At 74.8% G+C, this 25,305-nt stretch carries 26 protein-coding genes; 18 read left to right on the top strand and 8 right to left on the bottom strand.

The window, feature by feature from the left end:
- Positions 1 to 38 precede the first annotated feature (38 nt).
- Together OG335_RS32835 and OG335_RS32830 are read left to right on the top strand one after the other, a co-directional pair.
- Positions 39 to 374 (top strand): DUF3040 domain-containing protein, encoded by a 336-nt coding sequence (locus tag OG335_RS32835; RefSeq protein WP_405014776.1) that lies wholly within the window; start codon positions 39 to 41, stop codon positions 372 to 374.
- Positions 375 to 448: 74 nt separating this feature from the next.
- Complete coding sequence (locus tag OG335_RS32830) at positions 449 to 1,498, top strand: hypothetical protein (protein WP_405014775.1); 1,050 nt, start codon at positions 449 to 451, stop codon at positions 1,496 to 1,498.
- Here the strand turns inward: OG335_RS32830 and OG335_RS32825 are convergent.
- On the bottom strand, positions 1,492 to 1,815 hold the full coding sequence (locus tag OG335_RS32825; RefSeq protein ID WP_405014774.1) for a hypothetical protein: 324 nt from the start codon (positions 1,813 to 1,815) through the stop codon (positions 1,492 to 1,494). The genes OG335_RS32830 and OG335_RS32825 overlap by 7 nt on opposite strands.
- A gap of 144 nt (positions 1,816 to 1,959) precedes the next feature.
- Here OG335_RS32825 and OG335_RS32820 point away from each other — a divergent pair, with 144 nt between their 5' ends.
- Entirely contained in the window at positions 1,960 to 3,570 is a 1,611-nt protein-coding gene (locus OG335_RS32820; protein ID WP_405014773.1) for a phospholipase D family protein, read from the top strand.
- A 31-nt stretch (positions 3,571 to 3,601) separates the two neighbouring features.
- On the opposite strand, the gene OG335_RS32815 is transcribed toward OG335_RS32820, so the two are convergent.
- The 6 genes from OG335_RS32815 to OG335_RS32790 form a co-directional block, all read right to left on the bottom strand.
- Entirely contained in the window at positions 3,602 to 4,303 is a 702-nt protein-coding gene (locus OG335_RS32815; RefSeq protein WP_405014772.1) for a ribonuclease H, read from the bottom strand.
- Between the two features lie 55 nt (positions 4,304 to 4,358).
- The gene (locus OG335_RS32810; protein WP_405014771.1) at positions 4,359 to 5,822 is read right to left on the bottom strand and encodes an amidase; all 1,464 of its coding nucleotides are present in this window, start codon (positions 5,820 to 5,822) and stop codon (positions 4,359 to 4,361) included.
- Complete coding sequence (locus OG335_RS32805) at positions 5,819 to 7,210, bottom strand: purine-cytosine permease family protein (protein WP_405014770.1); 1,392 nt, start codon at positions 7,208 to 7,210, stop codon at positions 5,819 to 5,821. The genes OG335_RS32810 and OG335_RS32805 overlap by 4 nt, the downstream gene beginning before the upstream one ends.
- 167 nt (positions 7,211 to 7,377) lie before the next feature.
- Positions 7,378 to 8,445, bottom strand: a complete 1,068-nt coding sequence (locus OG335_RS32800; protein WP_405014769.1) for a bile acid:sodium symporter family protein — start codon at positions 8,443 to 8,445, stop codon at positions 7,378 to 7,380.
- On the bottom strand, positions 8,442 to 9,749 hold the full coding sequence (locus OG335_RS32795) for an amidase family protein (protein WP_405014768.1): 1,308 nt from the start codon (positions 9,747 to 9,749) through the stop codon (positions 8,442 to 8,444). The genes OG335_RS32800 and OG335_RS32795 overlap by 4 nt, the downstream gene beginning before the upstream one ends.
- Positions 9,746 to 10,882, bottom strand: a complete 1,137-nt coding sequence (locus OG335_RS32790; protein WP_405014767.1) for an acetamidase/formamidase family protein — start codon at positions 10,880 to 10,882, stop codon at positions 9,746 to 9,748. The genes OG335_RS32795 and OG335_RS32790 overlap by 4 nt, the downstream gene beginning before the upstream one ends.
- A gap of 45 nt (positions 10,883 to 10,927) precedes the next feature.
- Here OG335_RS32790 and OG335_RS32785 point away from each other — a divergent pair, with 45 nt between their 5' ends.
- From OG335_RS32785 to hpxZ, 4 genes are all read left to right on the top strand, one after another.
- A complete protein-coding gene (locus OG335_RS32785; RefSeq protein ID WP_405014766.1) occupies positions 10,928 to 11,623 on the top strand; it encodes a GntR family transcriptional regulator in 696 nt (231 codons plus the stop codon).
- A gap of 170 nt (positions 11,624 to 11,793) precedes the next feature.
- A complete protein-coding gene (locus tag OG335_RS32780) occupies positions 11,794 to 13,068 on the top strand; it encodes an amidohydrolase family protein (RefSeq protein ID WP_405014765.1) in 1,275 nt (424 codons plus the stop codon).
- A gap of 169 nt (positions 13,069 to 13,237) precedes the next feature.
- Complete coding sequence (locus OG335_RS32775) at positions 13,238 to 13,795, top strand: DUF1097 domain-containing protein (protein ID WP_405014764.1); 558 nt, start codon at positions 13,238 to 13,240, stop codon at positions 13,793 to 13,795.
- Positions 13,792 to 14,196 carry an oxalurate catabolism protein HpxZ gene (gene hpxZ, locus OG335_RS32770; RefSeq protein WP_405014763.1) on the top strand — a complete coding sequence of 135 codons (405 nt, stop codon included), beginning with the start codon at positions 13,792 to 13,794 and terminating at the stop codon, positions 14,194 to 14,196. Before OG335_RS32775 ends, hpxZ begins: the two co-directional genes overlap by 4 nt.
- 99 nt (positions 14,197 to 14,295) lie before the next feature.
- Here the strand turns inward: hpxZ and OG335_RS32765 are convergent, their stop codons facing one another.
- Entirely contained in the window at positions 14,296 to 14,502 is a 207-nt protein-coding gene (locus OG335_RS32765) for a hypothetical protein (protein ID WP_405014762.1), read from the bottom strand.
- A 374-nt stretch (positions 14,503 to 14,876) separates the two neighbouring features.
- Between OG335_RS32765 and OG335_RS32760 the strand changes: the two genes are divergently transcribed.
- The 11 genes from OG335_RS32760 to hypF all read left to right on the top strand — a co-directional run bounded on the left by OG335_RS32760 (position 14,877) and on the right by hypF (position 25,294).
- Entirely contained in the window at positions 14,877 to 15,956 is a 1,080-nt protein-coding gene (locus tag OG335_RS32760) for a hydrogenase expression protein HypE (protein ID WP_405014761.1), read from the top strand.
- Between the two features lie 85 nt (positions 15,957 to 16,041).
- The gene (locus OG335_RS32755) at positions 16,042 to 17,826 is read left to right on the top strand and encodes a nickel-dependent hydrogenase large subunit (protein WP_405014760.1); all 1,785 of its coding nucleotides are present in this window, start codon (positions 16,042 to 16,044) and stop codon (positions 17,824 to 17,826) included.
- A complete protein-coding gene (locus OG335_RS32750; protein WP_405014759.1) occupies positions 17,823 to 18,287 on the top strand; it encodes a hypothetical protein in 465 nt (154 codons plus the stop codon). Before OG335_RS32755 ends, OG335_RS32750 begins: the two co-directional genes overlap by 4 nt.
- Positions 18,284 to 18,931 (top strand): DUF5947 family protein, encoded by a 648-nt coding sequence (locus OG335_RS32745; RefSeq protein WP_405014758.1) that lies wholly within the window; start codon positions 18,284 to 18,286, stop codon positions 18,929 to 18,931. The genes OG335_RS32750 and OG335_RS32745 overlap by 4 nt, the downstream gene beginning before the upstream one ends.
- Positions 18,928 to 19,665 carry a DUF6084 family protein gene (locus OG335_RS32740; RefSeq protein WP_405014757.1) on the top strand — a complete coding sequence of 246 codons (738 nt, stop codon included), beginning with the start codon at positions 18,928 to 18,930 and terminating at the stop codon, positions 19,663 to 19,665. The genes OG335_RS32745 and OG335_RS32740 overlap by 4 nt, the downstream gene beginning before the upstream one ends.
- A complete protein-coding gene (locus tag OG335_RS32735) occupies positions 19,662 to 21,032 on the top strand; it encodes a hypothetical protein (RefSeq protein WP_405014756.1) in 1,371 nt (456 codons plus the stop codon). The genes OG335_RS32740 and OG335_RS32735 overlap by 4 nt, the downstream gene beginning before the upstream one ends.
- Positions 21,029 to 21,562, top strand: coding sequence for a hydrogenase maturation protease (locus tag OG335_RS32730; RefSeq protein ID WP_405014755.1), 534 nt, complete (start codon positions 21,029 to 21,031; stop codon positions 21,560 to 21,562). Before OG335_RS32735 ends, OG335_RS32730 begins: the two co-directional genes overlap by 4 nt.
- On the top strand, positions 21,547 to 21,648 hold the full coding sequence (locus OG335_RS32725) for a DUF6893 family small protein (protein WP_405014754.1): 102 nt from the start codon (positions 21,547 to 21,549) through the stop codon (positions 21,646 to 21,648). The genes OG335_RS32730 and OG335_RS32725 overlap by 16 nt, the downstream gene beginning before the upstream one ends.
- Before the next feature lie 137 nt (positions 21,649 to 21,785).
- The gene (gene hypA / locus OG335_RS32720; protein ID WP_405014753.1) at positions 21,786 to 22,157 is read left to right on the top strand and encodes a hydrogenase maturation nickel metallochaperone HypA; all 372 of its coding nucleotides are present in this window, start codon (positions 21,786 to 21,788) and stop codon (positions 22,155 to 22,157) included.
- 6 nt (positions 22,158 to 22,163) lie between these two features.
- Positions 22,164 to 22,970 carry a hydrogenase nickel incorporation protein HypB gene (gene hypB, locus OG335_RS32715; RefSeq protein WP_405014752.1) on the top strand — a complete coding sequence of 269 codons (807 nt, stop codon included), beginning with the start codon at positions 22,164 to 22,166 and terminating at the stop codon, positions 22,968 to 22,970.
- The gene (gene hypF / locus OG335_RS32710) at positions 22,967 to 25,294 is read left to right on the top strand and encodes a carbamoyltransferase HypF (protein WP_405014751.1); all 2,328 of its coding nucleotides are present in this window, start codon (positions 22,967 to 22,969) and stop codon (positions 25,292 to 25,294) included. The genes hypB and hypF overlap by 4 nt, the downstream gene beginning before the upstream one ends.
- Positions 25,295 to 25,305 lie beyond the last annotated feature (11 nt).

The raw sequence follows: 25,305 nt of genomic DNA, 5'->3' as shown, positions 1-25,305 counted from the left end.
GGGAGGGGGCCACTGCGGACACGCGCGGAGGTGGGACGGTGGACGGGCCCTCACTCTCGTGGCACGAACTCAAGCTGCTCCAGGAGATCGAGCGGGAGCTGCGTACGGACACGGCGCTGGACCGCCGGCTCAGCACCATGCGCACCGGCCGGTTCGCCTCGACGTACCACTCGCTCGTCCGGGGACCGGTCGCCCCGGTCGTCCTGCTGCTGGTGGGCTCCTTCGGCCTGCTGGCCCTGGGCGCGACCGTACCGGCCGCCGCCGCGTGGACGGTCTTCGGCGCGGTCTGGCTGGCCGCCGCGATCGAGGTCGTGCTCGGCGTCCGGCGGCTCGCCGCACGCCACCGCCGCCACCCGGAGCCGCCGGGGGCGTGACCGCACACGGGCCGGGCGGACCGCGCGGGCCCACAGGTGCCAGGACAGGCGCACGGGCGGACAGGACCGGCAGGGTGAGGGCCGCTGCTCGACGCCGCGCTGACGGAGCCTCCGCCGGGCCGTCCGCGGAGGGGCAGCGGGCGCAGTGGAAGGCGTTCCGCACCGAGGTCGCCGAGCACGTGCGCCGCAACGTGGCGGAGACCGCCTCGGCGGCCGCCCGGCACGCCGTGCCGCTGTTCGACGCCGCGCTGACGGAGCGGGTGCGGCGCATCGACCGGGTGGCGGGCCGCACGGTCCCGGCGGAGGAGGCGACCGCCCTCGCCCGGGATCTGTACGCCACCGCCTCGCGCCGCCAGGCCGCCGCCGAGGCGGACTCCCGTACGGCCGACTGGCAGGCGTTCGAACCGGCCGCACTGCGGCTCACCGCCAAGCTGCGCAGCGGGCTGGACACCGTGCGGCGGCGGATCTCCGTCAACCTGACCCTGCCCAGGGACGAGGCGGCGAAGGTCGACGCGGAGATCCGCCGGCTGCTCACGGAGACGCAGGACGCGCTGGCCGCCGCGGCCGGGCCGGGATTCCACCGGCTCGGCACCGACCTGCTGGGCGTCACCGCGGAGGCCCTCACCGCGTACGACGCCCGCCTCCCCACCGGAACGGCACAGGCTCCGGACGCCCCCGTGGAGGCCGGCCCGCTCGCGGTCGGTTCGTATTCGTACCAGAGCGCGGGTGACATCTTCAACGAGATCGGGGAGGACGGCGTCTCCGGCTTCCTCGTCGCCCTGCTGCCCACCACGTGGGGCGGGCTGATCGGGTTCCACTACCTCGGCGGCGGCCACCTCGGACACACCCTGCGACTGCTGCGGGCGACCCGCAAGGAGATCGAGGCCAACCTCGCGCCGGCCGCCGACACCGGCTGCGCACCGACCTGGCTGGCCGCCCGCCGGTCGATGGCCGCCGGCGCCGGGACCGAGGTGCGGCGGCTGCTCTCCGCACGCGCCGTCGTCGCCGCGGCACCGCCCGCCGACGCCTCGGCACGGCTGGCCGCCGAGCGCCGCGGCATCGAGGCGGCCCGCCGCGACCTCGCGGCGCAGCGGGACCGCCTCGACGCCCCCGGCCGTCAGTAGTCGACGGAGAGGTCACCGCCCCACGAGGAGAGGTCGGTCACGGTGCCGTCCTCGATCGTCCGGGTCTCCTCGTGGTGCACCTCTCCGGTGACGGAGACGCCGCCGTCGCCGCCGGTCCCGTCCCACGCGTCCGGGTAGTCGAGGGTCACCCCGCCGCCCACCTCCTCCCGGTCGGTGCTGCTGCCGCCCCCGACGGTGTGCGTCTCCTCGACGTACGCCTCGCCGGACAGCGAGAGACCGTCCGGCCGGGCCGCCTCCCCGCCTTCCCCGCCGCCCGACTCCGGCTGGTAGTCGTCCCAGTTCTCCGACCCTGCCATGGCACACCCCTCCCGACGTACGGAACCGTGGGCACCGGCCTACCCCTCCGGCGCGTCCGGTACGCCGCGGGCCGTCCGGGCGGGACCGACACCCCCGGACGGGGTAGACCCCCAGGGAGAGTTCCCGACCCGGAGGACCGCCCCGTGCACCCTGGCGACTGGCTGCTGACCCCCGACGAACGCGGCAACCCCGCGACCGGGATCGACGACGGCCGCCCCGGCGGCAGGGCGTGGTCCGACGGCAACCTCGTACGGCCGCTGGTGCACGGCGCCGCGTACTTCGCCGAGCTCCTGGCCGCGGTACGGCGGCTGCGCGCGGGCGACCTGCTGCTGTTCACCGACTGGCGCGGCGACCCGGACGAACGGCTCGCCGGCCAGGGCACCGAGGTCGGGGACGTGTTCGCGGCCGCCGCGGCACGGGGCGTCACCGTCAAGGGACTGGTGTGGCGCTCCCACCTGGACCGCCTGCAGTTCAGCGAACGCGAGAACCGCCACCTCGGCGAGGAGATCGAGGAGGCGGGCGGCGAGTGCCTGCTCGACATGCGGGTGCGCCCCGGCGGCGCGCACCACCAGAAGTTCGTCGTGCTGCGCCACCCCGGCCGCCCCGAGCAGGACGTCGCGTTCGTCGGCGGCATCGACCTCTGCCACGGCCGGCGCGACGACGCCCGCCATCAGGGCGACCCGCAGGGCCGGCCGATCGCGGACGCCTACGGCCCGCACCCGCCCTGGCACGACGTGCAGCTCGCCGTCCGCGGCCCGGCGGTGGGCGTCCTCGACGCCTGCTTCCGGGAACGCTGGGACGACCCCGCCCCGCTGAGCCGCAGCCCGCTCACCCGGCTGCGCAGCCTCGTCCACCGCGAGGACACCGCGGCCGGCACCCTGCCGCCCCGGCTGCCCGACCCCCCGGCCTGCGGCCCGCACGCCGTGCAGGTCCTGCGCACCTACCCGAACCGGCTGCTGCGCGGCTTCCCCTTCGCGCCGGACGGCGAGCGCAGCATCGCCCGCAGCTACCTCAAGGCCCTGTCGCGCGCCCGCGCCCTCGTCCACCTGGAGGACCAGTACCTGTGGTCGCCGGAGGTGGTCTCCTGCTACGCCCGCGCCCTGGCCGACTCCCCGGGGCTGCGCCTCGTCGCGGTGATCCCCTCGGTGCCCGAGCAGGACGGCCGGCTGACCCTCCCGATGAACCTGATCGGCCGGATCACCGCCCTGGAGGAGCTGCGCCGGGCCGGCGGCGACCGGGTCGCGGTGTACGGCGTCGAGAACCACGCCGGCACCCCGGTGTACGTGCACGCCAAGGTCTGCGTCGTCGACGACGTGTGGGCCTCGGTCGGCTCCGACAACATCAACCTGCGGTCGTGGACGCACGACTCGGAGCTCAACTGCGCCGTCCTGGACGGCACGCCGGACGGCCGGACGCCCGCCGACCCGGGCGGCCTCGGCGACGGGGCCCGCCGGTTCCCCCGGGAGCTCCGGCTGCGGCTCGCCCGCGAACACCTCGACGCGGGCGAGGACGCCGCGACCACGGCGGTGCTGTGCGATCCGGCGGGCGCGTTCCGGGCGTTCGCCGACTCGGCGGCCGCACTCGACGCCTGGCACGAGGGCGGGCGGCGCGGACCGCGGCCGCCGGGCCGCCTGCGCGCCTACCGCCCGCCGGAGCTGTCGCGGACGGCCACCACGCTCGCCCGGCCGCTCAACCGGCTGGTGGCCGACCCCGACGGGCGGCCCCGACGGCTGCGGCGCCGCCGCACGTTCTGACCGCCGCCCCGCCCGGGATGATCCGGCTGCCTCAGGCGTGCGCCGCCGCGCACTCCGGGTGGCCCCAGCCCGCGCCGACCTTGGTGATCGTGTCGCCCTTCGCGTACGGGCGGGCGCACGGGCACGTGCCGGGGAACCGCGCCGCCAGCGTGCGGGATCGACCCGCCCCGCCGGTCGCGGTGCCCGTGCGGGCGCCGCCCGACGCCGCCGGGCGGCGGGCGCCGCGGGCCTTCGGCGCCGCGACCGGGTCCGGCACCGGCAGGTCGGCCGCCGTGCCGCCCGCCGCCTGCTGGGTCCGGGCCACGTCGCTGGCGGCCTTGTCGGCGATCGCGTTCAGCGGATCGCCGTCCACCTGGTGCGCGGCCACGTACACGAAGGTGACGTCGCGGCCCTCCAGCAGCGCGTCGATGCGCTGGATGAGCTCCTGGTTGGCGACGGGCTTGCCCGCGGCGGTCTTCCACCCGTTGCGCTTCCAGGCGGCCAGCCACTTGGTCACCGCGTCGCGGGTGTAGGTGCTGTCGAGGCGCACCTCCAGCGGAGCGGCGGGCGGCACCGCGCCGAGCAGCTGCTCCAGCGCGGTCAGCTCGCCCACGTTGTTCGTGCTGTGCCCGAGCGGACCGGCCTGCCAGTGCTGCGGCGCGCCCGCCGCGTCGGCGACCACGTACGCCCAGGCCGCCGGGCCCGGGTTGCCCTTGGCTGCTCCGTCACATGCTGCGATGACTCGTTCGACCATGCCCTCCATGATCCCAGACCCGGCGGCCTGCTCCGAACGGCTCCGCCGGGCCCGCCTACGCGGCCGCCGGGTCGGGCCTGCGGTCCGTCCACGGCGCGGCGCGTTCGAAGGCCGCGGCGACGCGCAGCACGGTGGCGTCGGCGAGGTGGCGGCCGACGATCTGCAGGCCGACCGGCAGACCGTCCCGCGTCCACCCGGCGGGGACGCTGACGGCCGGCTGGCCGGTGAGACTCGCCGGGTAGTTGAAGCCGATCCAGGCGTTCTCCCCGACCTCCCGGCCGTCGGTCACCGTCGGGCCGGCGATGCCGACCGGGAACGGCGGCACCGCCGCGGTGGGGGTGACGAGCACGTCGTACCCGGTCATCAGCCGGGCCATCCGGTTCACGAGGGCCTTGCGCGCGATGTTCGCGTCGGTGAGCTGCTCGGCGGTCCACGGGCGACGCATCCAGGCCACCAGGTGCGGGGACATCCGCGGCCCGTGCTCGTCGATCGTCCGACGCATGCCGCGCAGGTCGGTCTCGGCGACGACCAGGGCCTCGAAGGCCGCGGCCGGGTCGTCCCAGCCCGGTGTCACCTCCTCGACCCGGCAGCCGAGTCCGCGCTCCAGCACGGCCACCGCCGCGCCGGTGACGCGGCGCACCTCGGGGTCGACCGCGAGGTACCCGAGGTCCGGACTCCAGGCGACGCGCAGGCCCGCAACGCCGTCCGCCGCGCCCCGGCGGACGGCGTCCTGCCAGTCGACGTCGCCGCACGGGATGGAGTGCCGGTCCCGCGGGTCGGGCCCGGCGAGCACGGAGAGCATCAGCGCCGCGTCGGCGACGGTGCGGGTGAGCGGGCCGATGTGCTCCAGGCTCTCCCAGCCGGAGACGCCGGGCAGCCGCTCGTCCCGGCAGCCCGGGTAGACCGGCACCCGTCCCATCGACGCCTTGAAACCGACCAGGCCGCAGTGGGCGGCGGGCACCCGTACCGAGCAGCCGCCGTCGCTGCCGAGCGCGACCGGGCCGAGGCCGGCGGCGACCGCCGCGGCGGATCCGGCGCTCGAACCGCCCGGCGTCAGCGCGGTGTTCCAGGGGTTGCGGGTGGGCGGGAAGAGCGGGTTGTGGCCGACGGCGCTGTAGCCGAACTCCGTCGTGTTGGTCTTGCCGAGCAGCACCGCCCCGGCCGCCGCGGACCGTTCGACGACGATGTCGTCCTCGTCGGGCACGTGGTCGGCGTGCACCACCGAACCCGACGTCGTGCGCACCCCTGCGGTGGAGAGCAGGTCCTTCACGCCGATCGGCACCCCGGCGAGCGGACCGGTCGGCCGGCCGTGCACCAGGTCGTCGGCGAGCCGGCGGGCGCGCTCCCGGGCGATCTCGGGAGTCGGCGTGCAGAACGCCCCGAGCAGCGGGTCGAGTTCGGCGGTGCGGTCGAGCACCGCGTCCACGATCTCGACCGGCGAGAGGGTACGGCGCCGCACCTGCGCGACCAGGTCGGTGGCGGGCAGGAAGCAGATCTCGTCCCGGGCGGCGCGGTTCACCGGCCCTCCCCCGCCACCGGCACGGCCACCAGGGCCGGGCCCTGCGCCAGCCCCTGCGCCGTTCCCTGCACGGGCGGTTGCTCCGCGACCGGGCGGCGGAGCAGCGCGAGCCCCGCGTACGCGGCGCCGGCGACGGCGATCCCCACGAGCGCGTCGACGGAGCCCGGTGCCAGCGCGTGCACCAGCGCGGCCGCACCCGCACCGGCCCCCCAGGCTGCGAGGGCCGACACCCGGAAGGCCTCCGCGGGCCGCCCGGCCGCACGCCACCGCGGCATCAGGTGGTCGGCGATCAGCACCGCGCCGATCGGGGGCACCACGATGCCGAGCAGCGACAGCCACTCCACGATCGAGCTCCACACCCCGGTCAGTGCGACGGCCAGGCCCACCGCCCCGAGGACGAGCGCGAGCGTACGCATCCGGGCCCGGGTGACGCCCGACCACCCGACGGCGCCGTTGTAGAGGCAGTGCGCGGCGACGGAGCCGAGGTTGGTGAGGACGAACAGCACGGCGACCCCGGTGAGCAGCGCGCCGTGCCCGGTCAGCAGGCCGAGGAACGCGCCGCCGTCGTGCGCGGGGTCCGCGGCGCCGCCGACCGCGACGACGAGCCCGCCGACCAGGTAGGCCGCCGTGTTGGCGAAGGGGAACGCGGCAGCAGTGGCGGCGACGGCCGACCGACCGTCACGGGCCCACCGGGTGAAGTCGGCCGTCATCGTGCCGGAGTCCGCGAACCCCGCGATCACGATGCTGCCGGCCGCCCAGAACGGCAGGGCGTGCCCCTCGCCGCCGTACGCCAGCGCGGTGGAGAGCGAGGCGCCGTCGCGGGTGCCGAAGTACAGCGCGACCGCCCCCAGGACGAGGAACAGCGGCGTGCCGATCAGCCCGATCAGCGACAGCGCCCTGATGCCGGCCACCGCGGCCGCCGTGTAGAGGAGACAGCCCAGCAGCGCGCCCCAGGCGGGCGCCCAGCCGAACAGCTCGTGGAACGTGCTGCCGGTGAGGCCGATCTGGTACGAGAACCAGCCGATCACCACGGTGGAGAGGAAGCCCACCACCAGGGCCCGGCCGCGGTGTCCGAAGGTGGTGAGCGACTGCAGCGAGAAGTTGTCGCCCGTCCGGCCGGAGAGGTGGGCGAGCGTGCCGACGTACCCGAGGAGCACGAGGTTGCCCACGAGGACGGCGAGCATGCCACGCAGCAGGCCGAGGTTGTAGACAATCAGGCCGCCGAACACGGCGTTGCCCAGGCACATGGGGAATCCGCCCCAGACCGCGGCGACGGAGAGCAGGCTGCGGCGCGCCTCGGGCGGCACGGGCCGGTGCTCGTACTCGTCCGCCCCGCCGCCGCTCGGGGCGGTGTACGGGGTGGTCTCGGGTGCGGCGTCCGGTCTCATCGGTCTCCTCGGATCCAGGCGATCGCGTTTTTGTATACGAAATCGCGGTGCGCCCGACCGTAGGTCCGCCGGATTGCCTGGACCGTTCCGCCGTGTAACACCGGCGTATCGGACCCCTCACGGCCCCCTCCCTGGTGGCCGGCGGCCGGCGGACGGCGGGCCTGCCGTCACACGGTCGTGCCGGAGCTGCCGACGCGCTCCTCGACGGCGACGCCCGACCCGGCGCCGGCCGCCCCGGCTGCTGCCGCGGACCCGCTCGCGTCCGGGTGATCCGCCGCCGCCCAGCGGCGGGCGAGCACCGTGCAGGCCATCAGCTGCAGCTGGTGGAAGAGCATCAGCGGCAGGGCGATCAGGCCGAGATCGGTGGGCGTGAACAGCACCGCGGCCATGGGAAGTCCGCTCGCGAGGCTCTTCTTGGAACCGCAGAAGACGACGGTGATGCGGTCGGCACGCGAGAAGCCGAGAGCCCGTGCGCTCCGGTCGGTGACGGCCAGGGCGGCAGCCAGCAGCAGCGCGCAGACGGCCAGGAGGAGTCCGACCCGGCCCGGCGAGGTCGTGCGCCAGACCCCGGCGACCATGCCCTCGCTGAAGGCGCCGTAGATGACGACGAGGATGGATCCGCGGTCCACGGCGGTCACGACCGGCTTGTGCGCGGCGATCCACGAGGCCGTCCAGCGGCGGGAGAGCTGGCCGAGGAGGAACGGCAGCAGCAGTTGGAGGACGAGGGTCAGCACCGCTCCCCCGTCGAGCCGCACCGCGCCCGCGCCGCCGAGCAGCACGGAGGCCAGCAACGGGGTGACGACGATGCCGAGCAGGCTGGAGAAGGACGCGGCGCAGACCGCGCCCGCGGTGTTGCCGCCCGCGATCGCGGTGAAGGCGATCGACGACTGCACCGTGGAGGGCAGCAGCGAGAGGAAGAGCACGCCGCGGGCGAGTTCGGGCCCCAGCAGGGGCGACGCGAGGGCGTGCGCGGCCAGGCCGAGCAGCGGGAGGACGACGAACGTGGCGGCCAGGATGGTCAGGTGGAGCCGCCAGTGGGTGGCGCCCTCCAGTGCGGCGCGGGGCGAGAGCCGGGCGCCGTAGAGGAAGAACAGCAGGCCGACGAGCCCGGAGGTGGTGTCGGCGAGGCCGTGGGCGGCCGCGCCGCGGGCCGGCAGCAGGACGGCGAGGCCGACGGTGGCGAGGATGGCCAGCAGGTAGGGGTCGATGCCGAGTCGTGCGGTGACGGTTTTCATCGGGGGCCTTTCGCTGTGGTGCCGTCCGGGGGCGGCCCTCCGGCCGGCCCCGCACCGGTCGGCCCCGCACCGGTCGGCGGGTCGAGCGCGGCGAGCAGGTCGAGCAGGTGTTCGTCGGAGCCGGGGGCGGCGACGAGGCAGAGCCCGAGCGGGGCGCCGTCGAGGCGGACGGCGGGGAGGCAGAGGGCGGGTGCGCCCGCGGCGGAGGCGAGGCAGGTGAGCAGCACGGTGGCCGCCCGGCGGTCCGCCGCGGGCGGCACCGCGGGAGCGGCGCCGCCGGTGAGCAGCGGTGCCGGGCCGGGTGCGGCGGGGAGCAGCAGCAGGTCGCCGTCGTGGAGGAGTTCGAGCAGCGGCGCGATGTCGGCGGCCAGGTCGGTCCTGGCCTGTGCCGCCCGGTCCGCCGTGACCTCGGCGGCGGCGGCGAAGCGGGCGCCGACTCCGGGCCCGAACTCCGGTTGCCGTGCGGTGATCCAGGCGCCGTGCGCGGCCCACGCCTCGGCCGCCTGGACGGTGGAGAACGCCTCGCGGGTGCGGTCCCAGCCCGGTGAGGCGGCGGCCCGGAACGTCCGCCGGTCGGTGGGGGCCAGGTGGGCGAGCGCGGCCACCGGCCCGGCGAGCGCGGCGGTGACGGCGTCGCCGGCGCGGGCCCACAGGTCGTCGGGCACCAGCAGACGGCGTACGGGCCGGGGTGCGCGCGGGTGCTGCTGCTCCGGGCCGGTGCCGAGGAGCACCCGCAGGCCGGCGTCGAGCACGGCGGGGTCGCGGGCGAGCAGGCCGGGCACGTCGAAGGACGGCGCGAGCGGGACGATCCCTGCGCGGGGTGCCCGCCGGTGGGTGGGCCGGAAGCCGTACAGGCCGCAGTAGGAGGCGGGGACGCGGACGGACCCGGCCGTGTCGGTGCCGAGGCCGAGGTCGGCGGCGCCCGCGGCCACGGCGGCGGCCGTACCGCTGGAGGAGCCGCCGCAGACCCGGTCGGGTGCTGCGGGGTTGGGCACGGCGCCGTAGTGGGCGCTGGTGCCGCCGAGGCTGTAGGCGAGCTCGTCGGTGTGGGTCTTGCCGACGAACGCCGCACCGGCGGCCCGCAGCCGGGCCACGGCCTCGGCGTCCCGCTCGGCGGGCGGGTGGGTGAGGAGCCGGAGCGGGTGACCTGCGCCGGTGGGGAGTCCGGCGACGTCGACGACGTCCTTGACCGCGAGCCGGACGCCGGCGAGCGGGCCGTCCGGCGCGGGCGGGGCCGGGTCCGGCGGCGACGGGTCCGGCGGCGCGGGGAGCCATTCCACGAACGGGCCGGGACGGGGCGTCATGCCGTGTCTCCTTCACTGCGGGGGTTGTCGGTGCCGCCGGTCCCGAGGCCGGCGAGGTCGGCCTTGGGCAGGACGAAGTGGACGCCCTTGACGCGGTCGACGACCTGGGAGATCCGGACGTCGCAGGCGGCACTGAGGTAGGCGAGCGCGACGGCGGGCGGCAGGCCGTGCCGGGCGCGGAGGAAGGCGACGGCGTTGCGGGTGGCCTGCCGGACGGCCGTGTCGAGGTCGGGGTCGAGGCCGAGCACGAGGTGGGCGTCGGCCGTCTCCGCGAACGGCAGGGCGAGGTCGGCGGCGAGGCGCCGGACGGCCTCGTCGCGGTGCACGGTGAGCCGCAGGGTCGCGCGCAGCGGCGCCTCGAAGGCGGTCAGCGAGACCTCGCCGTCGCCCTGCGAGAAGTGCGGGTCGCCGGTGTAGAAGAGGGCGCCGTCGGCCTGTACGGGCAGGTACAGCCGGGCGCCCTCGGTGAGCATGCGGATGTCGAGGTTGCCGCCGTGGGGGCCGGGTGGCACGGAGTCGTGCGGCCGGTCGCCGGCGGTGGCGACGCCCAGGATGCCGAGGAACGGGGCGAGCGGGAAGTGCAGGTGCCGGCCGTCGCCGGTGGGCAGGACGCCGCGGCCGTCCTCGTCGACGTGGGCGACCAGGCTGACGGTGGGTACGGGCTGCCCGGCGGGCCAGCCGTGCGGGGGTATCGGGTGTTCGCCGGCGAGGGCGCCTCGCCCGTGCCGGTTGCTGATCACGCCGTAGGGGGCGCGGCGCAGCAGGCTCAGCACCTCGACCTCCAGGACGTCGCCGGGGCGGGCGCCGCGGACGGCGACCGGTCCGGTGACGATGTGCGGGCCGGTGAGGTCGGGGCGGTGGGTGAGGGCGGCCGCGATGTCGCGGGCGTCGGAGAGCAGGTGGTTGCGGGCGATGCCGGCCGCGCCGAAGAAGGCGGCGGGGTCGCCGCCCTGGTCGGCCAGCAGGCCCTCGTGGCTGACGGTGTCGAAGCAGACCGTCGAGCCGGAGTCGACCGTGAGGACGGGCCGGTCGGCCGCGGTGGGCAGCAGGCCCCAGGAGACGGTGTCGGGAGTGGAGCGCAGGTACGCGTCGCCGTGGATCGGGCCGGTGCCGGGTTGTAGTACGTTCGCCACGCCAAGCTCTTTCGCCGAAGGAGCGGCGATTGTATCCAATCGGGGATGATCATGGGTGACGAGGCTGGACAGTCCGCGTCGGACCGGGGGCGGGTGTCGCCGCAGGCGGTCGTCCGGGCGATCCGCGAGGACCTGATCCGGGGGGTCCACCGGCCGGGCCAGCGGCTCACCGAGGAGGCGATGGCCGCCCGGTACGGCGTCTCACGGGTGCCGGTGCGCGAGGCCCTGCGCGCGCTGGAGGCGGAGGGCTTCCTGGCGAGCCGGCCCTACGCGGGCATCGCCGTGGTGGAACTGAGCGACGACGAGGCGGAGGACCTGCTGGAGATCCGCGGCCTGCTGGAGCCGCTGGGTGCGGGCCGGGCGGCGCTGCGCCGGACCCCCGAACAGGTGGGGCGGATGAAGGAGCTCGTCTCGCTCGGCTTGGAGGCGGCCGAGGACGGCCGGCTGGAGGAGCTGGCCCGGCTGAACAGCCGCCTGCACGAGGTGATCGCGACGGCCTCCGGCAGCCGCACGCTCAGCCAGCTGGTGACCCAGCTCAGCCACAAGATCGCCTGGGTGTACGCGGCCGAACTCCCGCGCCGGGCCGTCGACTCCTGGCGGGAGCACGCGGAGATCGTGGCCGCGATCGAGGACGCCGACCAGGACCGCGCCCGCGACCTGGTGGCCCGTCACATCGTGAAGGCGCAGTCCGCGTACCGGCGACGCGAGCCGGGCACCGCGGCCGCGGACGGACCGGCGTAGGACCCGTCCCGCCCGACCGCCTCCCGCCGACCGGCCGCACCGAAACAGGGGTGTATCCGGGGAGGCGTTTTCGCGCAACAAACGACTTGTATACAACCGGTGGACAAGCTCGGCGGCGCCTCCGGAGGACCCCTCTCCCGCGGCGCCCCGCCCCGGAGGGATCCGCCCGTATGCACACGCGCCGCCTGCCCGACCTCGTCCTGCGCGACGCCCGGATCGCCGACCGCGCCGAGCCCGTCGACATCCACCTGGGCAACGGCCTGATCCGCTCGATCGGCAGCCGGTCCGCCGCGGCGCCGGACGCCGAAACCCTCGACTGCGCAGGGCGCGTGGTGATACCCGGCCTCATCGAATCCCACCTGCACCTCGACAAGGCCCTGCTCGACCGTGAACGGCCCAACCCCGACGGCTCGCTGGCCGGGGCGATCGCGGTCACCGGGGAACTCAAGCGTTCCTTCACCGCGCAGGCCGTCCGCGGACGCGCCAGGAGCGTGATCGAGCAGGCGGTGGCGCACGGCACCACCCTGATCCGCGCCCACCCCGACGTCGACCCGATCATCGGCCTGCTGGCCCTCGACGTCGTGCTGGAGCTTCGCGAGGAGTACCGCGACGTGGTGGACCTCCAGGTGGTGGCCTTCCCGCAGGAGGGGGTGCTGCGCGCCGAGGGCACCCTGGACCTGCTGCGCGAGGCGCTGCGCCGCGGTGCCGACGTCGTCGGCGGCTGCACCTACAACGAGGCGGACGTCGCGGACTGCCGGCGCCAGGTCGACCTGGTGCTCGACCTGGCCGTCGAGTTCGGCGTGCCCGCAGACCTGCACGCCGACTTCGCGGACGACACCGCCGATCCGCGGTTCGCCATGGCGGAGTACATCGCCGGGGCGGTGGTGCGGCGAGGTCTGCAGGGCAGGGTCGCGCTCGGCCACATGACCTCCCTGGCCGGCCGCCCGCCCTCCGAACGCCGGAAGGTGCTCGCCGCCCTGGCGTCGGCCGGGGTGGCGGTCGTCCCGCTGCCCGCCACCGACCTGCACCTCAACGGCCGCGCCGACCCGGTGAACGCACGGCGCGGCGTCGCCCCCGTCCGCGAGCTGTGGGAGGCGGGGGTGACGTGCGCGTACTCCTCGAACAACATCCGCAACGCGTTCACCCCGTACGGCAACGCCGACTTGCTCGACATCGGGCTCCTGCTCGCCCAGACCGGCCACCTGGCCGGGCCGGACGACCTCGCCCGGGTGCTCGCGATGGCCACCACCGAGGCGGCCCGGGTGGTCGGCGTGGCCGACCGGTACGGCCTCCGGCCGGGCGCCGCGGCCGACCTGGTGGTACTGGACACCCTGGACGTGCACGACGTCCTGCTGGACCGTCCGGTGCGCACCGCGGTCATCAAGGGCGGCCGAGTGGTCGCCCGTTCGACCCGGAGCACCGAGCTGCTGTTCCGCACGGCCTGACCCGGCCCGGGCCGTCCTCCCCCACCGCGACTCGCTCCCTCACCGATGCACTCGCTCACCGACTCACTCGCTCACCGATGCACTCCCTCACCGATGCACTCGCTTCCCCACTCACTCCCTCACCGACTCACTCCCCACGTCACCCTCCTTCCCCACGGAGTCCCCCCCCATGCGTGAACGGATCCCCCACGAGATCGCGGCGTCCGTCCTGGCCGCCTCCACCGCCTTCATCGGCGGCACCGCCCTCGACCTCCCGCCCTGGGCGATCTTCATCTCCTGGGCCGCGACCTTCCTCGCGGGCGGCCCGAGCCTGCCGGTGGCCCGGCGGCTGTGGGTGGCCATGCCGGCGGGGTCGTTCTTCGCCCTGGTGATCGTGCTGGTGATGCAGCGGGTCGGCGGCCTGGTGTCCGGGCAGCTCGCCCGGGACGCCGTGCTGGCCGCCGTCATCCTGGTGGTCAACACCGTTCTGATGTACACCGGCCGGCTGCGGCTGTTCTCCCTCGTGCCCGGCATGTTCCTCGGGTTCGCCTCGTACTTCGCGACGTTCTTCGGCGGTTTCGGCTTCCGTGCCGGCGACCCGTGGGCGGCCTGGCTGTCGGTGGTGGCGATGAACGCGCTCGGCCCGGTCTTCGCCCACCTGGCGGGCAGGCTGACGTTCCCCGTCAGCGAGCACGCGGCCGCGGCCGCCGACGGCGACGCCCCGCTCGGCGCGGCGGCCGCCCGGTGAGCGGGGCCACGGAGCCGGCGGAACTCGTCGTCGACGACCCGGCCGTGCACGCGGAGGTCCGTGCGGCGTTCGCCCGCTACGAACGCGCCCTCACCTCGAACGACGTCGCCGTGCTGGACGAGCTGTTCCTCGACGCCCCGCACACCGTGCGGTTCGGGGCCGACGAGGAGCTCTTCGGGTATGCGGAGATCGCCGCGTTCCGTCGAGCCCGCCCGGCAGCCGGGCTCGACCGCACTCCCGAGCGCGTGGCGGTCACGACGTACGGCGACGCGTTCGCCGTGACCTCCCTGACGTTCCGCCGGGAGGGCGTGCCGGGGGTGGGCCGCCAGTCCCAGACCTGGGTGCGGATGCCCGGGGTGGGCTGGCGGATCGTCTCGGCCCACGTCTCCCGGCGCATCTGACGCGCCGCCCGGCAACGGGCGCGGGCGTGGCCACGGTCCGACGGGTACGACGGGGTCTGGCGCGGTACGACGGGGTGCGGCGGGGTGCGGCGGGAACCGTCAGTGGTCGACCGCGACGACGATCTTGCCCACCTGGGTGCCCACCTCCAGGTAGCGGTGGGCCTCGACGATCCCGTCCAGGCCGACGCTGCCGGAGGCGGCGGTGAGCACGACGGTGTCGCCCGCGAGGAGTTCGACGCGGCCTTCCCCGGTCTCCTCGACGCCGTCGTGGCCTGCCCGGCATCGGCGGCTGACCCGCCCGCGCACCCGGGCCCATCCACGCCGCTGCGCCCACGAAGGCCCGCGCACGACGGCCGGCCCGGCGGCGGTCGGCCGCCGCGGGCGCAGCCGGTCGGGTGACTCCCCGGGCGGTGTTGCGCCGTCCGGCCCCTCCCCTGCGTCACGATCGGCTGGGACGCACCCGCGGAGCCCGGTCGGCGGTCTCCGGTCGGCGGTCTCCGGCCGCCGGGCGGCCCGCACCGGCCGGGGGCGGCCACCATCGACCGGGACCGGGTGCTGCCCGCAGCAGGCCGGCCGGTCGCCGGTTCGGACCAATCCGGAGGCCACCCCGACCGGAGGACTGCTAGGAAGTCAGAGAGTCCGTTTCATCGGTCTCGTCCCTTTTGCAAGGAGGCATCCTCATGGGTGCTGCAGCAACGACCGCCGACACCGGCGGCACCCCCGGCGATGTGGAGACGCCACCCGTCCACATTCTGTGGATCAACGCCGGCCTCAGCTGCGACGGCGACTCCGTCTCGCTCACCGCGGCCATGCAGCCGAGCATCGAGGAGATCGTCACGGGCGCCCTCCCGGGCCTGCCCGAGATCGCCGTCCACTGGCCGCTGATCGACTTCGAGTGCGGGCCCGTGCAGGGCGCCGACAACTTCGTCGAGTGGTTCTTCAAGGCGGAGCGCGGCGAGCTCGATCCGTTCGTCCTCGTCGTCGAGGGTTCCATCCCGAACGAGCGCATCAAGCCCGAGGGCTACTGGTGCGGCTTCGGCGACGATCCCGAGACCGGCCAGCCGATCACCACCAGCGAGTGGCTCGACCGGCTGACCCCCAAGGCCACCGCCGTGGTGGCGATCGGCACGTGCGCGACCTACGGCGGCATCCACGCCATGGCGGGCAACCCGACCGGCGCGATGGGCGTGCCCGACTACCTGGGCTGGGACTGGACGTCCAAGGCCGGGCTGCCGATCGTCTGCGTGCCCGGCTGTCCGATCCAGCCGGACAACTTCGCCGAGACGCTGACGTACCTGCTGTACCAGCTGGCGGGTTCGGCGCCGATGATCCCGCTGGACGACAAGCTGCGCCCGGCCTGGTTGTTCGGCGCGACGGTGCACGAGGGCTGTGACCGCGGCGGCTACTACGAGCAGGGCCAGTTCGCGTCCGAGTACGGCACGCCGGAGTGCCTCGTACGGCTCGGCTGCTGGGGCCCGGTCGTCAAGTGCAACGTCACCAAACGCGGTTGGATCAACGGCGTCGGCGGCTGCCCCAACGTGGGCGGCATCTGCATCGCCTGCACGATGCCGGGCTTCCCCGACAAGTTCATGCCGTTCATGGACGCCCCACCCGGCTCCACCGTCTCCACCGCCGCCAGTTCGGCGTACGGCACGCTCATCCGCCGGCTCCGCTCGATCACGCTCAAGACCGTGGACAAGGAGCCCAAGTGGCGCAAGACCGGCCGCAAGGTGACGACGGGCTACCGGCCGCCCTGGTGATCCTCCGCGAGGCCGCCCGCCGTGCGCGGGCGGCCTCGTGCCGCCCCCTCCCGCTTCCACCCCGCAGAAGGGCACGACAGAGACGATGACGCAGACGACGAGGGCAGCCGGCGACGGCAGCGGCCTGGTGGAGATGTCCTGGGACCCGATCACCCGGATCGTGGGCAGCCTGGGCATCCACACGAAGATCGACTTCAAGCAGAAGCGGGTCGCGGAGTGCTACAGCACCTCGTCCGTCTTCCGCGGCTACAGCGTCTTCATGCGCGGCAAGGACCCGCGCGACGCGCACTTCATCACCAGCCGCATCTGCGGCATCTGCGGCGACAACCACGCCACCTGTTCGGTGTACGCGCAGAACATGGCGTACGGGGTCAAGCCGCCGCACCTGGGCGAGTGGATCATCAACCTCGGCGAGGCCGCCGAGTACATGTTCGACCACAACATCTTCCAGGAGAACCTGGTCGGGGTCGACTACTGCGAGAAGATGGTCCGCGAGACCAACCCGGGCGTGCTGGAGCGGGCCGAGCGCACCGAGGCGCCGCACGCCGCCGACCACGGGTACCGGACGATCGCCGACATCATGCGCTCGCTCAACCCGATCGAGGGCGAGTTCTACCGCGAGGCGCTGCAGGTCAGCCGCTACACCCGCGAGATGTTCTGCCTGATGGAGGGCCGCCACGTGCACCCCTCCACGCTCTACCCCGGTGGTGTCGGCACCGTCGCCTCCGTGCAGCTGTTCACCGACTACCTGACCCGGCTCATGCGGTACGTGGAGTTCATGAAGAAGGTCGTGCCGCTGCACGACGACCTCTTCGACTTCTTCTACGAGGCCCTGCCCGGGTACGAGGAGGTCGGCCGCCGCCGCATCATGCTCGGCTGCTGGGGCGCGCTCAACGACCCCGACCACTGCGACTTCACCTACGCCAACATGACCGACTGGGGCCGGCGGATGTTCGTCACCCCCGGCATCGTCGTCGACGGCAAGCTCGTCACCAACGACCTCACCGAGATCAACCTCGGCATCCGCATCCTCCTGGGCAGCTCGTACTACCAGGACTGGGAAGGCCAGGAGCAGTTCGTCACCCACGACCCGCTCGGCAACCCCGTCGACCCGCGGCACCCGTGGAACCAGCACACCATCCCCGCGCCGCAGAAGCGGAACTTCGACGACAAGTACAGCTGGGTGATGTCGCCGCGCTGGTTCGACGGCAAGGACCACCTCGCGCTCGACACCGGCGGCGGCCCGATCGCCCGCCTCTGGTCGACCGCCCTCTCGGGGCTCGTGGACATCGGCTACGTCAAGGCCACCGGCCACAGCGTGCAGATCAACCTCCCCCGCTCGATGACCAAGCCCGAGGTCACCTTCGAGTGGAAGATCCCGCAGTGGTCCAACGCCCTGGAGCGCAACCGCGCCCGCACCTACTTCCAGGCGTACGCGGCCGCCGTGGCCCTGCACTTCGCGGAGAAGGCGCTGGAGGAGGTGCGCGCCGGACGCAGCCAGACCTGGGAGAAGTTCGAGGTGCCGGACGAGTCCATCGGCTGCGGCTTCACCGAGGCCGTCCGCGGCGTTCTCTCGCACCACATGGTGATCCGCGACGGCAAGATCGCCAACTACCACCCGTACCCGCCGACCCCGTGGAACGCGAGCGTCCGCGACACCTACGGCACGCCCGGCCCGTACGAGGACGCCGTGCAGAACACGCCGATCTTCGAGGAGAACTCCCCGGAGAACTTCAAGGGCATCGACATCATGCGCGCCGTCCGCAGCTTCGACCCCTGCCTCCCCTGCGGCGTGCACATGTACGTCGGCGGCGGGAAGACCGTGCAGAAGATGCACGTCCCCACCGGCCTGAGCGGACTCGCCGGATGAGCGCCGAACAGACCGGCCTGCGCGTGCAGGAGTGCCTGGACCGGCTGGCCGGCGCCGGACAGGGCGAGGCCGCCGAGGAACTCGTGCGGCTGCTCATGGACTTCTACACCGGTGGGCTGGAGCGGATGGCCGCCTTCCTGCCTCCGCAGGCGCTCGGGGAGCCGCTCGTGTCGGGGCTGCTCGTGCTGCACGACCTGCACCCGGAGAACGTCGAGACCCGGATCGGCCGCGCGCTGGAGAACGAAACGGGCTGGCAGGTCGCGGAGTTCGACGCCTCGACGGGCAGCCTGCGGCTGCGCGGCGAGGACTCCGGCGGCGGCTGCGGCTGCGGTGGCGCCCAGGCCGAGGAACGGCTGGAGGAGTCGCTGGCCTGCTTCGCCCCCGAGGTGACGGCCCTCCACCTGGAGCGGACCCCCGCCCTGCTGCAGATCGGCACCCGGCCGGTGGCGGTGGAGCGGTGAGCGTACGCCAGATCGACCGGCCCGGCACCGCGCTCCTGCGGAGGCTCCGCGAGCCCGCCCCGCCGCAGCCCGAGGCCTGCGCCTTCTGCGGCCAGCGCCTGCCCGGCGGCCACCGCCACCTGGTGGACGTCGAGGAGCGCTCGCTCGCCTGCGCCTGCACCGCCTGCGGCCTGCTCTTCCACCAGGACGGCGCGGCCGGCGGCCGCTACCGACCGGTGCCCGACCGCTACCTCGTCGACCCGGAGCACCGCGTCACCGACGCCGTGTGGGACTCGCTGCGGATCCCCGTCAGCACGGTGTTCTTCCTCCGCAACGCGGCACAGGGACGGCCGATCGCGCTGTACCCCAGCCCGGCCGGCGCGACCGAGAGCGAACTCGACGAGGACGACTGGCAGGCCGTGCTGGGCGGCAGCCCGCTCGCCGCACTCCTGGAACCGGACGTCGAAGCCCTACTCCTGCGCCGCTCCGACGGACACAACCGGGCCTACCTGGTGCCGGTCGACGCGTGCTACGAACTCGTCGGCCGGATGCGCCTGCACTGGCAGGGCTTCGACGGCGGCGCCGAGGCCCGCGCCGAACTCGACGCCTACTTCGACCGGTTGGACGCCCGGGCCCGGCCGTGCACCACGGGCGGTGCGCCGTGACCGGACTCGACTTCCAGTGCACCGGCGTCCGCGCCGACGGCTACGCGGCGGGCCCCACCCTGGTGTTCCGGCTCCGCATCACCGCCCAACCCGGCCTGCAGGTGCACGCGTTGGCCCTCCGCTGCCAGCTGCGCATCGAACCCGCCCGGCGGCGCTACAACGACGCCGAGGCGGAACGGCTGGGCGACCTCTTCGGGGAGCGCGCCCGCTGGGGCACCTCGCTCAACCCCATCCAGTTCGCCCAGGTGCCCCTGATGGTCACCGGGTTCACCGGCGAGACCGAGGTCGACCTGCCGGTGCCCTGCTCGTACGACCTGGAGGTCGCCGCCGGGCGCTACCCGCACGCACTGGAGGACGGTGAGGTGCCGCTGCTCATGCTGTTCTCCGGCACCGCGTTCTCCGGTCCGTCCGGCTTCCAGGTCAGCCCGGTGCCGTGGGACCGCGAGGCGACCTGTCGCCTTCCGGTGCAGGTCTGGCGGGACATGATGGAGCAGCACTTCCCCGGCAGCGGCTGGCTGCGGCTGCGCCGCGACACCCTGGACGCGCTCCTGGCCCACCGGTCGCGGCACGCCCTGCCGTCCTGGGAGGCCACCGTGCAGTCGCTGCTCGACGCCTCCGCACCCTCCGTTTCTCCGGCCCCCGCAACCACCCCCGTAACCACCCCCGCCCCCGCAACCGCCCCTGCGCCGGCCCCCGCCGGGCTCGCCGCCACGGCCGACGGAGGTGTGCGATGAGCGACTTCACGACCGCCCGCAGGATCGCCGACGCGGTGCTGTTCGAGGGCTACGTGCTCTACCCCTACCGGGCGTCCGCGGCGAAGAACCGGCTGCGCTGGCAGTTCGGCGTCCTCGTGCCGCCCGCGTACGGCGAGGACGAGGGCGAACACGCCTTCCAGCGGACCGAGATGCTCATGGAGCCCCGGCAGGGCTCGGTGCTCTCCGGTGAGCTGCGCTTCCTCCGCGCCCAGCGGCGCACCGTCAAACAGGCCGACCCGCAGGGCGGGTTCGTCGAGGTCGACTCGCTGGAACTCCCCGACCGGGTGCTGGTGCCCTGGGACGAGGGTGTCGAGGACGCCGTCACCTTCTCCGTACCGATCGACCGGCTGCTCGCGGAGGGGCTGACCGTGCCCTTCCACCGGCCCGCCCGGGACGAGCAGGAGGCGGTCTCCGCCGGCGAAGGTCCGCCGGTCGGCCGGCTGAGCCGGCGCTGCGAACGGCTCGACGGCCTGGTGCGCGTCACCGCCGAGGAACTGCCCGGCCCCTACCGGGTGCTGCGCCTCATCGCCGTGGTGGAGAACATCACCGAGTGGACGCCGCCCGCCGACGCGGACCGGGAGTCCGCGCTGCGGCACTCGCTCGTCTCCACCCACCTGCTGCTCGGCCTGGACGGCGGCGGCTTCCTCTCGATGACCGACCCCCCGCAGTGGGCCGCACCCGAGATCGCGCGCTGCCGCAACCAGCACACCTGGCCCGTGCTGGCCGGCGAACCGGGCCGCCCGGACGTCGTGCTCTCCTCGCCGATCATCCTGGAGGACCACCCGCAGATCGCCCCGGAGAGTCCCGGTGCGCTCTACGACGCCACGGAGATCGACGAGATCCTCGCGCTGCGCACCGCGACCCTCACCGACCAGGAGAAGCGGGAGGCCCGCGGCACGGACGAGCGGGCCGGCGCCGTCATCGACCTGGCCGACTCCATGCCGCCGGAGGTCATGGAGCGGCTGCACGGCGCCGTCCGCGCCCTCCGTGACATCACCGACCCCGCACCGGCCGCCGCCGACCCGTTCGCCGCACCGGACACCCCCTGGTGGGATCCGGGCCGGGACGCCGAGGTCGACCCCGGCACCGACCGGGTGGTGGTCGACGGGCGGTCCGTCGGCGCGGGCAGCCGCGTCCGGCTGAAGCCCGGCCTGCGGCGCACCGACGCCCAGGACATCTTCCTGCACGGCCGGGAGGCCCTGGTCGAGGCGGTGCTCCACGACGTGGACGGCTCCGTGCACGTGGCGGTCACCGTCGACGGCGACCCCGGGGCCGACCTCTGGCGGGCCCAGGGCAGGTACCGGTACTTCCAGACGGACGAGATCACCCCGCTGGAGGAGTCGTGAAGGACGTCCTGGTGGCCGGGGTCGGCAACATCTTCCTCGGCGACGACGGCTTCGGCGTCGAGACCGTCCGCCGACTCGCCGAACGGCCGCTGCCCGACGGCGTGGAGGTCGTCGACTTCGGCGTACGCGGCGTCCACCTCGCCTACCAACTCCTCGACGGCTACCGCGTTCTGGTGCTCGTGGACGCCACCGAGCGGGGCGGCGAGCCCGGCACCGTCTACCTGATCGAGGCCGACCACGAGCCGGCCGAGACCCCCACCGGGGCACCGGCCGTCGACGGGCACCGCATGGGCCCCGACGCCGTGCTCGCCCTGCTCGGCGCGCTCGCCGCCGGCACCGGCGGACGGCCGCCGGAGCGGGTGCTCGTCGTCGGCTGCGAACCGGCGGCGCTGGACGAGGGCATGAGCCTCAGCGCACCGGTCGCCCAGGCCGTCGACCCCGCCGTGGAGTTGGTCCTGCGGGTCATCGAAGAGAACCGGAAGCCCGGCGAACGGGCGGACAGGAAGGCGTCACCATGTGGAAGTTCGTGATCGGCACCGCCGTGGCGGCGGCGGCCGTCGTACTCCTGGGCAACCTGGGAGACCTCCGGCGGTACCTGCGCATCTCCCGGATGTGAGGACGGCCGGGCGCCCCCGCGCCCGGCGCTACTGCAAATGGCTTGGCCTCCGGTGCGACGGCGGCGCGGCTTCGGACCCGCGCCGCCGCCGCACCCTGTACTGGACCCGCTGTGGACCCTCCCCGGGAGTGAGGCCGATGCACGAGATGTCCATCGCGGCGGCCGTCGTGGAGCAGGTGGCGCAGGCCGCCCGCGAGCACGGCGCCGGCGCCGTACGGCGCGTCCGGCTGCAGGTCGGCGAACTCGCCGGCGTGGTGCCGGAGGCACTGGCCTTCAGCTTCGAACTGGCCTGCACCGACACGGTCGTGGCCGGCGCGGAGCTGATCACCGAGACGGTCCGGGCCCGCGCCCGCTGCACCGGGTGCGACACCGAATGGGCCGTCGGCATGCCACCCGATCTCACCTGCCCCCGCTGCACCACCGGACAGGTCGACCTGCTGTCCGGCCGGGAGCTGCAGATCATCGGCGCCGAGTGGGACGACCACCCGGCCTACGTCCAGGAGGGCTGAACGCCCATGTGCCGCATGCTCGATCTCCACCAGGCCGTACTCGCCAGGAACGACGCCGACGCCGAGCGGCTGCGGGCCGAACTCGCCGCCCGCGGCACGGTCGCGGTCAACCTGCTCTCCAGCCCGGGCAGCGGCAAGACCGCGCTGCTGGAGGCCGAGCTGTCCCTCGCCACCGAACGCGGCATCCCCGTCGCGGCGCTCACCGCCGACCTCGCCACCGAGAACGACGCGCTACGGCTGGCGCGTTCGGGAGCCCCGGTCAAGCAGGTGCTCACCGACGGGCTCTGCCACCTGGAGACGGACATGCTCCGCGGGCACCTCGCCGGCTGGCTGCCGGACGACACCCGGCTGCTCTTCGTCGAGAACGTCGGCAACCTGGTCTGCCCCGCCTCGTACGACCTCGGCGAGTCGCTGCGGGTGGCCCTGGCCTCGGTCACGGAGGGCGAGGACAAGCCGCTCAAGTACCCGACGGCCTTCGGGCTGGCGCACCTGGTGGTGGTCACCAAGACCGACCTCGCGGAGGCGGTCGACTTCGACCGGGCGGGGTTCCTCGCCAACGTCGCCCGGGTCAACCCCGGGGTGGAGGTCGTCTTCACCTCCGTCCGGACCGGGCAGGGCCAGGGGGTGCTGCTGGACCGGGCGCTCGCGGTGCTCGACGGCGCGCCCGTGCACCGGCCCGTGATGGCCGCCGCACCGTCGCACCACGGACACGGGCACGGGCACGGGCACGTCCATGGGGACGGCCACACGCACGAGCACGGGCCGCACGAGCACGCACCGCACGAGCACGGCACGGTGGGCAGCCTGTCGTGACGACGGGCCAGACGGCGACCGCGCCGCAACGCCGACGGCTCGCCGTCCACGGCGTCGTCCAGGGCGTCGGCTTCCGCCCGTTCGTCTTCGCCCTGGCCACGGAGCTCGGCCTCGCCGGACACGTCACCAACACCGGCGAGGGCGTGCTGGCCGAGATCGAGGGCCCGGCCGACGCCCTGGACGCGTTCTGCCGCCGCGTGCGGACCGAGGCGCCGCCGCTCGCCGAGGTCGCCGAGGTCGCGCACGAGCCGCTCGCCGCCACCGGCGCCGCCGGGTTCACCATCGCCCCCTCGCTGGCCACCGGTCCGCGCCGCGGCGCCATCCCCCCGGACGTGGCCACCTGCGACGACTGCCTGGCCGAACTCGCCGACCCGGGCGACCGTCGGCACCGTCACCCCTTCATCACGTGCACCAACTGCGGGCCGCGCTTCACGATCGTCACCACACTGCCCTACGACCGGGCCAACACCACGATGGCGGGCTTCCCGCTGTGCCCGCGGTGCACCCGCGAGTACACCGACCCGGCCGACCGGCGCTTCCACGCGCAGCCGCTGAGCTGCCACGCCTGCGGCCCCACCCTGTCGTTCACCGAGCCGGGCCGGGCCGCCCGCGCCGGGGAGGCCGCCCTCGCGCGGGCCCGGCGGATGCTCGCCGACGGCGCGATCCTCGCCGTCAAGGGCATCGGCGGCTACCACCTCGTCTGCGACGCCGCCGACCCGCACGCCGTCGCCGAGCTGCGCCGGCGCAAGAACCGCGGCGACAAGCCGTTCGCGGTGATGGCCGCCGACCTCGCCGCCCTGCACCCGCTGCGGCCCGACGCCGACGAACGGGCGGCCCTCACCTGCCCCGCGCGGCCGATCGTGCTGCTGCGCGCCGCCACGGGCGGCCGGGCACCAGTGGCCGACGCGGTCGCCCCGCGCAGCCCCGACCTCGGCGTCATGCTGCCGTACACGCCGCTGCACCGGCTGCTGTTCGGCCTGCCGGGCGATCCGCCGGGGCCCCGGCTGCTCGTCACGACCAGCGCCAACCGCTCCGGGGAGCCCATCGTCACCGACGACCGCGAGGCACTGGACCGCCTCGCCCCGCTCGTCGACGGCTGGCTCGCGCACGACCGGGCGATCCGGGTGCCGTGCGACGACTCGGTCGTCCGCGTCGTCGACGGCGGCCTGCTGACCCTGCGCCGCTCCCGCGGGTACGCCCCGCTGCCGCTGACGCTGCCGATCCCCGTGCGCCCGGCGCTCGCCGTCGGCGGCGACCTCAAGAACACGTTCGCGCTCGGCCGCGACCGCCAGGCGTGGCTGTCCGCGCACATCGGCGACATGGACGACCTCGCCACCCTGCGCGTCTTCGGGTCGGCGGCGGAACACCTGGGCGCCGTCACCGGCACCCGGCCCGAACTCCTCGCCGCCGACCGGCATCCCGGCTACCGCTCGGTCGGCGCGGCCACCCGGATCGCCGCCGGACGACCGGTGCACCGCGTGCAGCACCACCACGCGCACGTCTGCTCCGCCATGGCCGAACACGGCCTGGACGGCAGCAGTCCGGTACTCGGGGTCGCCTTCGACGGCTCGGGCCACGGCGACGACGGCGCCGTCTGGGGCGGCGAGCTGCTGCTCGCCGACTACGCCGGCGCCCGCCGCCTCGCCCACCTGCGCTACGCCCAACTGCCGGGCGGCGACGCCGGGGTGGAGCGCCCGTACCGGATGGCGCTGGCCCACCTGCATGCGGCGGGCATCGCCCGGTCGGAGGATCTGCCGTGCGTGCGGGCGTGCGGCGACGGCGAGTCGGCGGTGCTCGAACGGCAACTGGCGCGCGGGGTCAACTGCGTGCCGACCTCCAGCATGGGCCGGCTCTTCGACGCGGTCTCCTCGCTCGCCGGGATCTGCCACCGGTCCGGCTACGAGGCGCAGGCCGCGATCGAGCTGGAGGCGGCCGCCGCCGAGTACGGCCCGGTGCCGGCGTCCGACCGCTACGCCTTCGAACTGCGCACGGGCGACGGTCCGTCGATCGCCGACCCGGGCCCCGTGCTCGCCGCGGTGGTGGCCGACGTGCGGGGCGGCGCACCGGCCGGGCTGGTCGCGGCGCGGTTCCATGCGGCGGTCGCCGACCTGGTGCACCGGATGTGCGGCGCGGCCCGGGCGGACCACGGCCTCGCCACGGTCGCGCTGACCGGCGGCGTCTTCGCGAACGCCCTGCTCTCCTCGGCCTGCGCGCAGGCCCTGGCGGCGGACGGATTCACCGTGCTGCGGCACCACCGGGTGCCGCCGAACGACGGAGGGCTGGCGCTCGGCCAGTTGATGGTGGCCGCGCGGGCGGCCCGCTGAGAGGAGACGTG

This window comes from Kitasatospora sp. NBC_01539, from assembly GCF_045040525.1.
Lineage (GTDB): Bacteria > Actinomycetota > Actinomycetes > Streptomycetales > Streptomycetaceae > Kitasatospora.
This window is presented reverse-complemented; position numbering and strand designations above follow the sequence as displayed.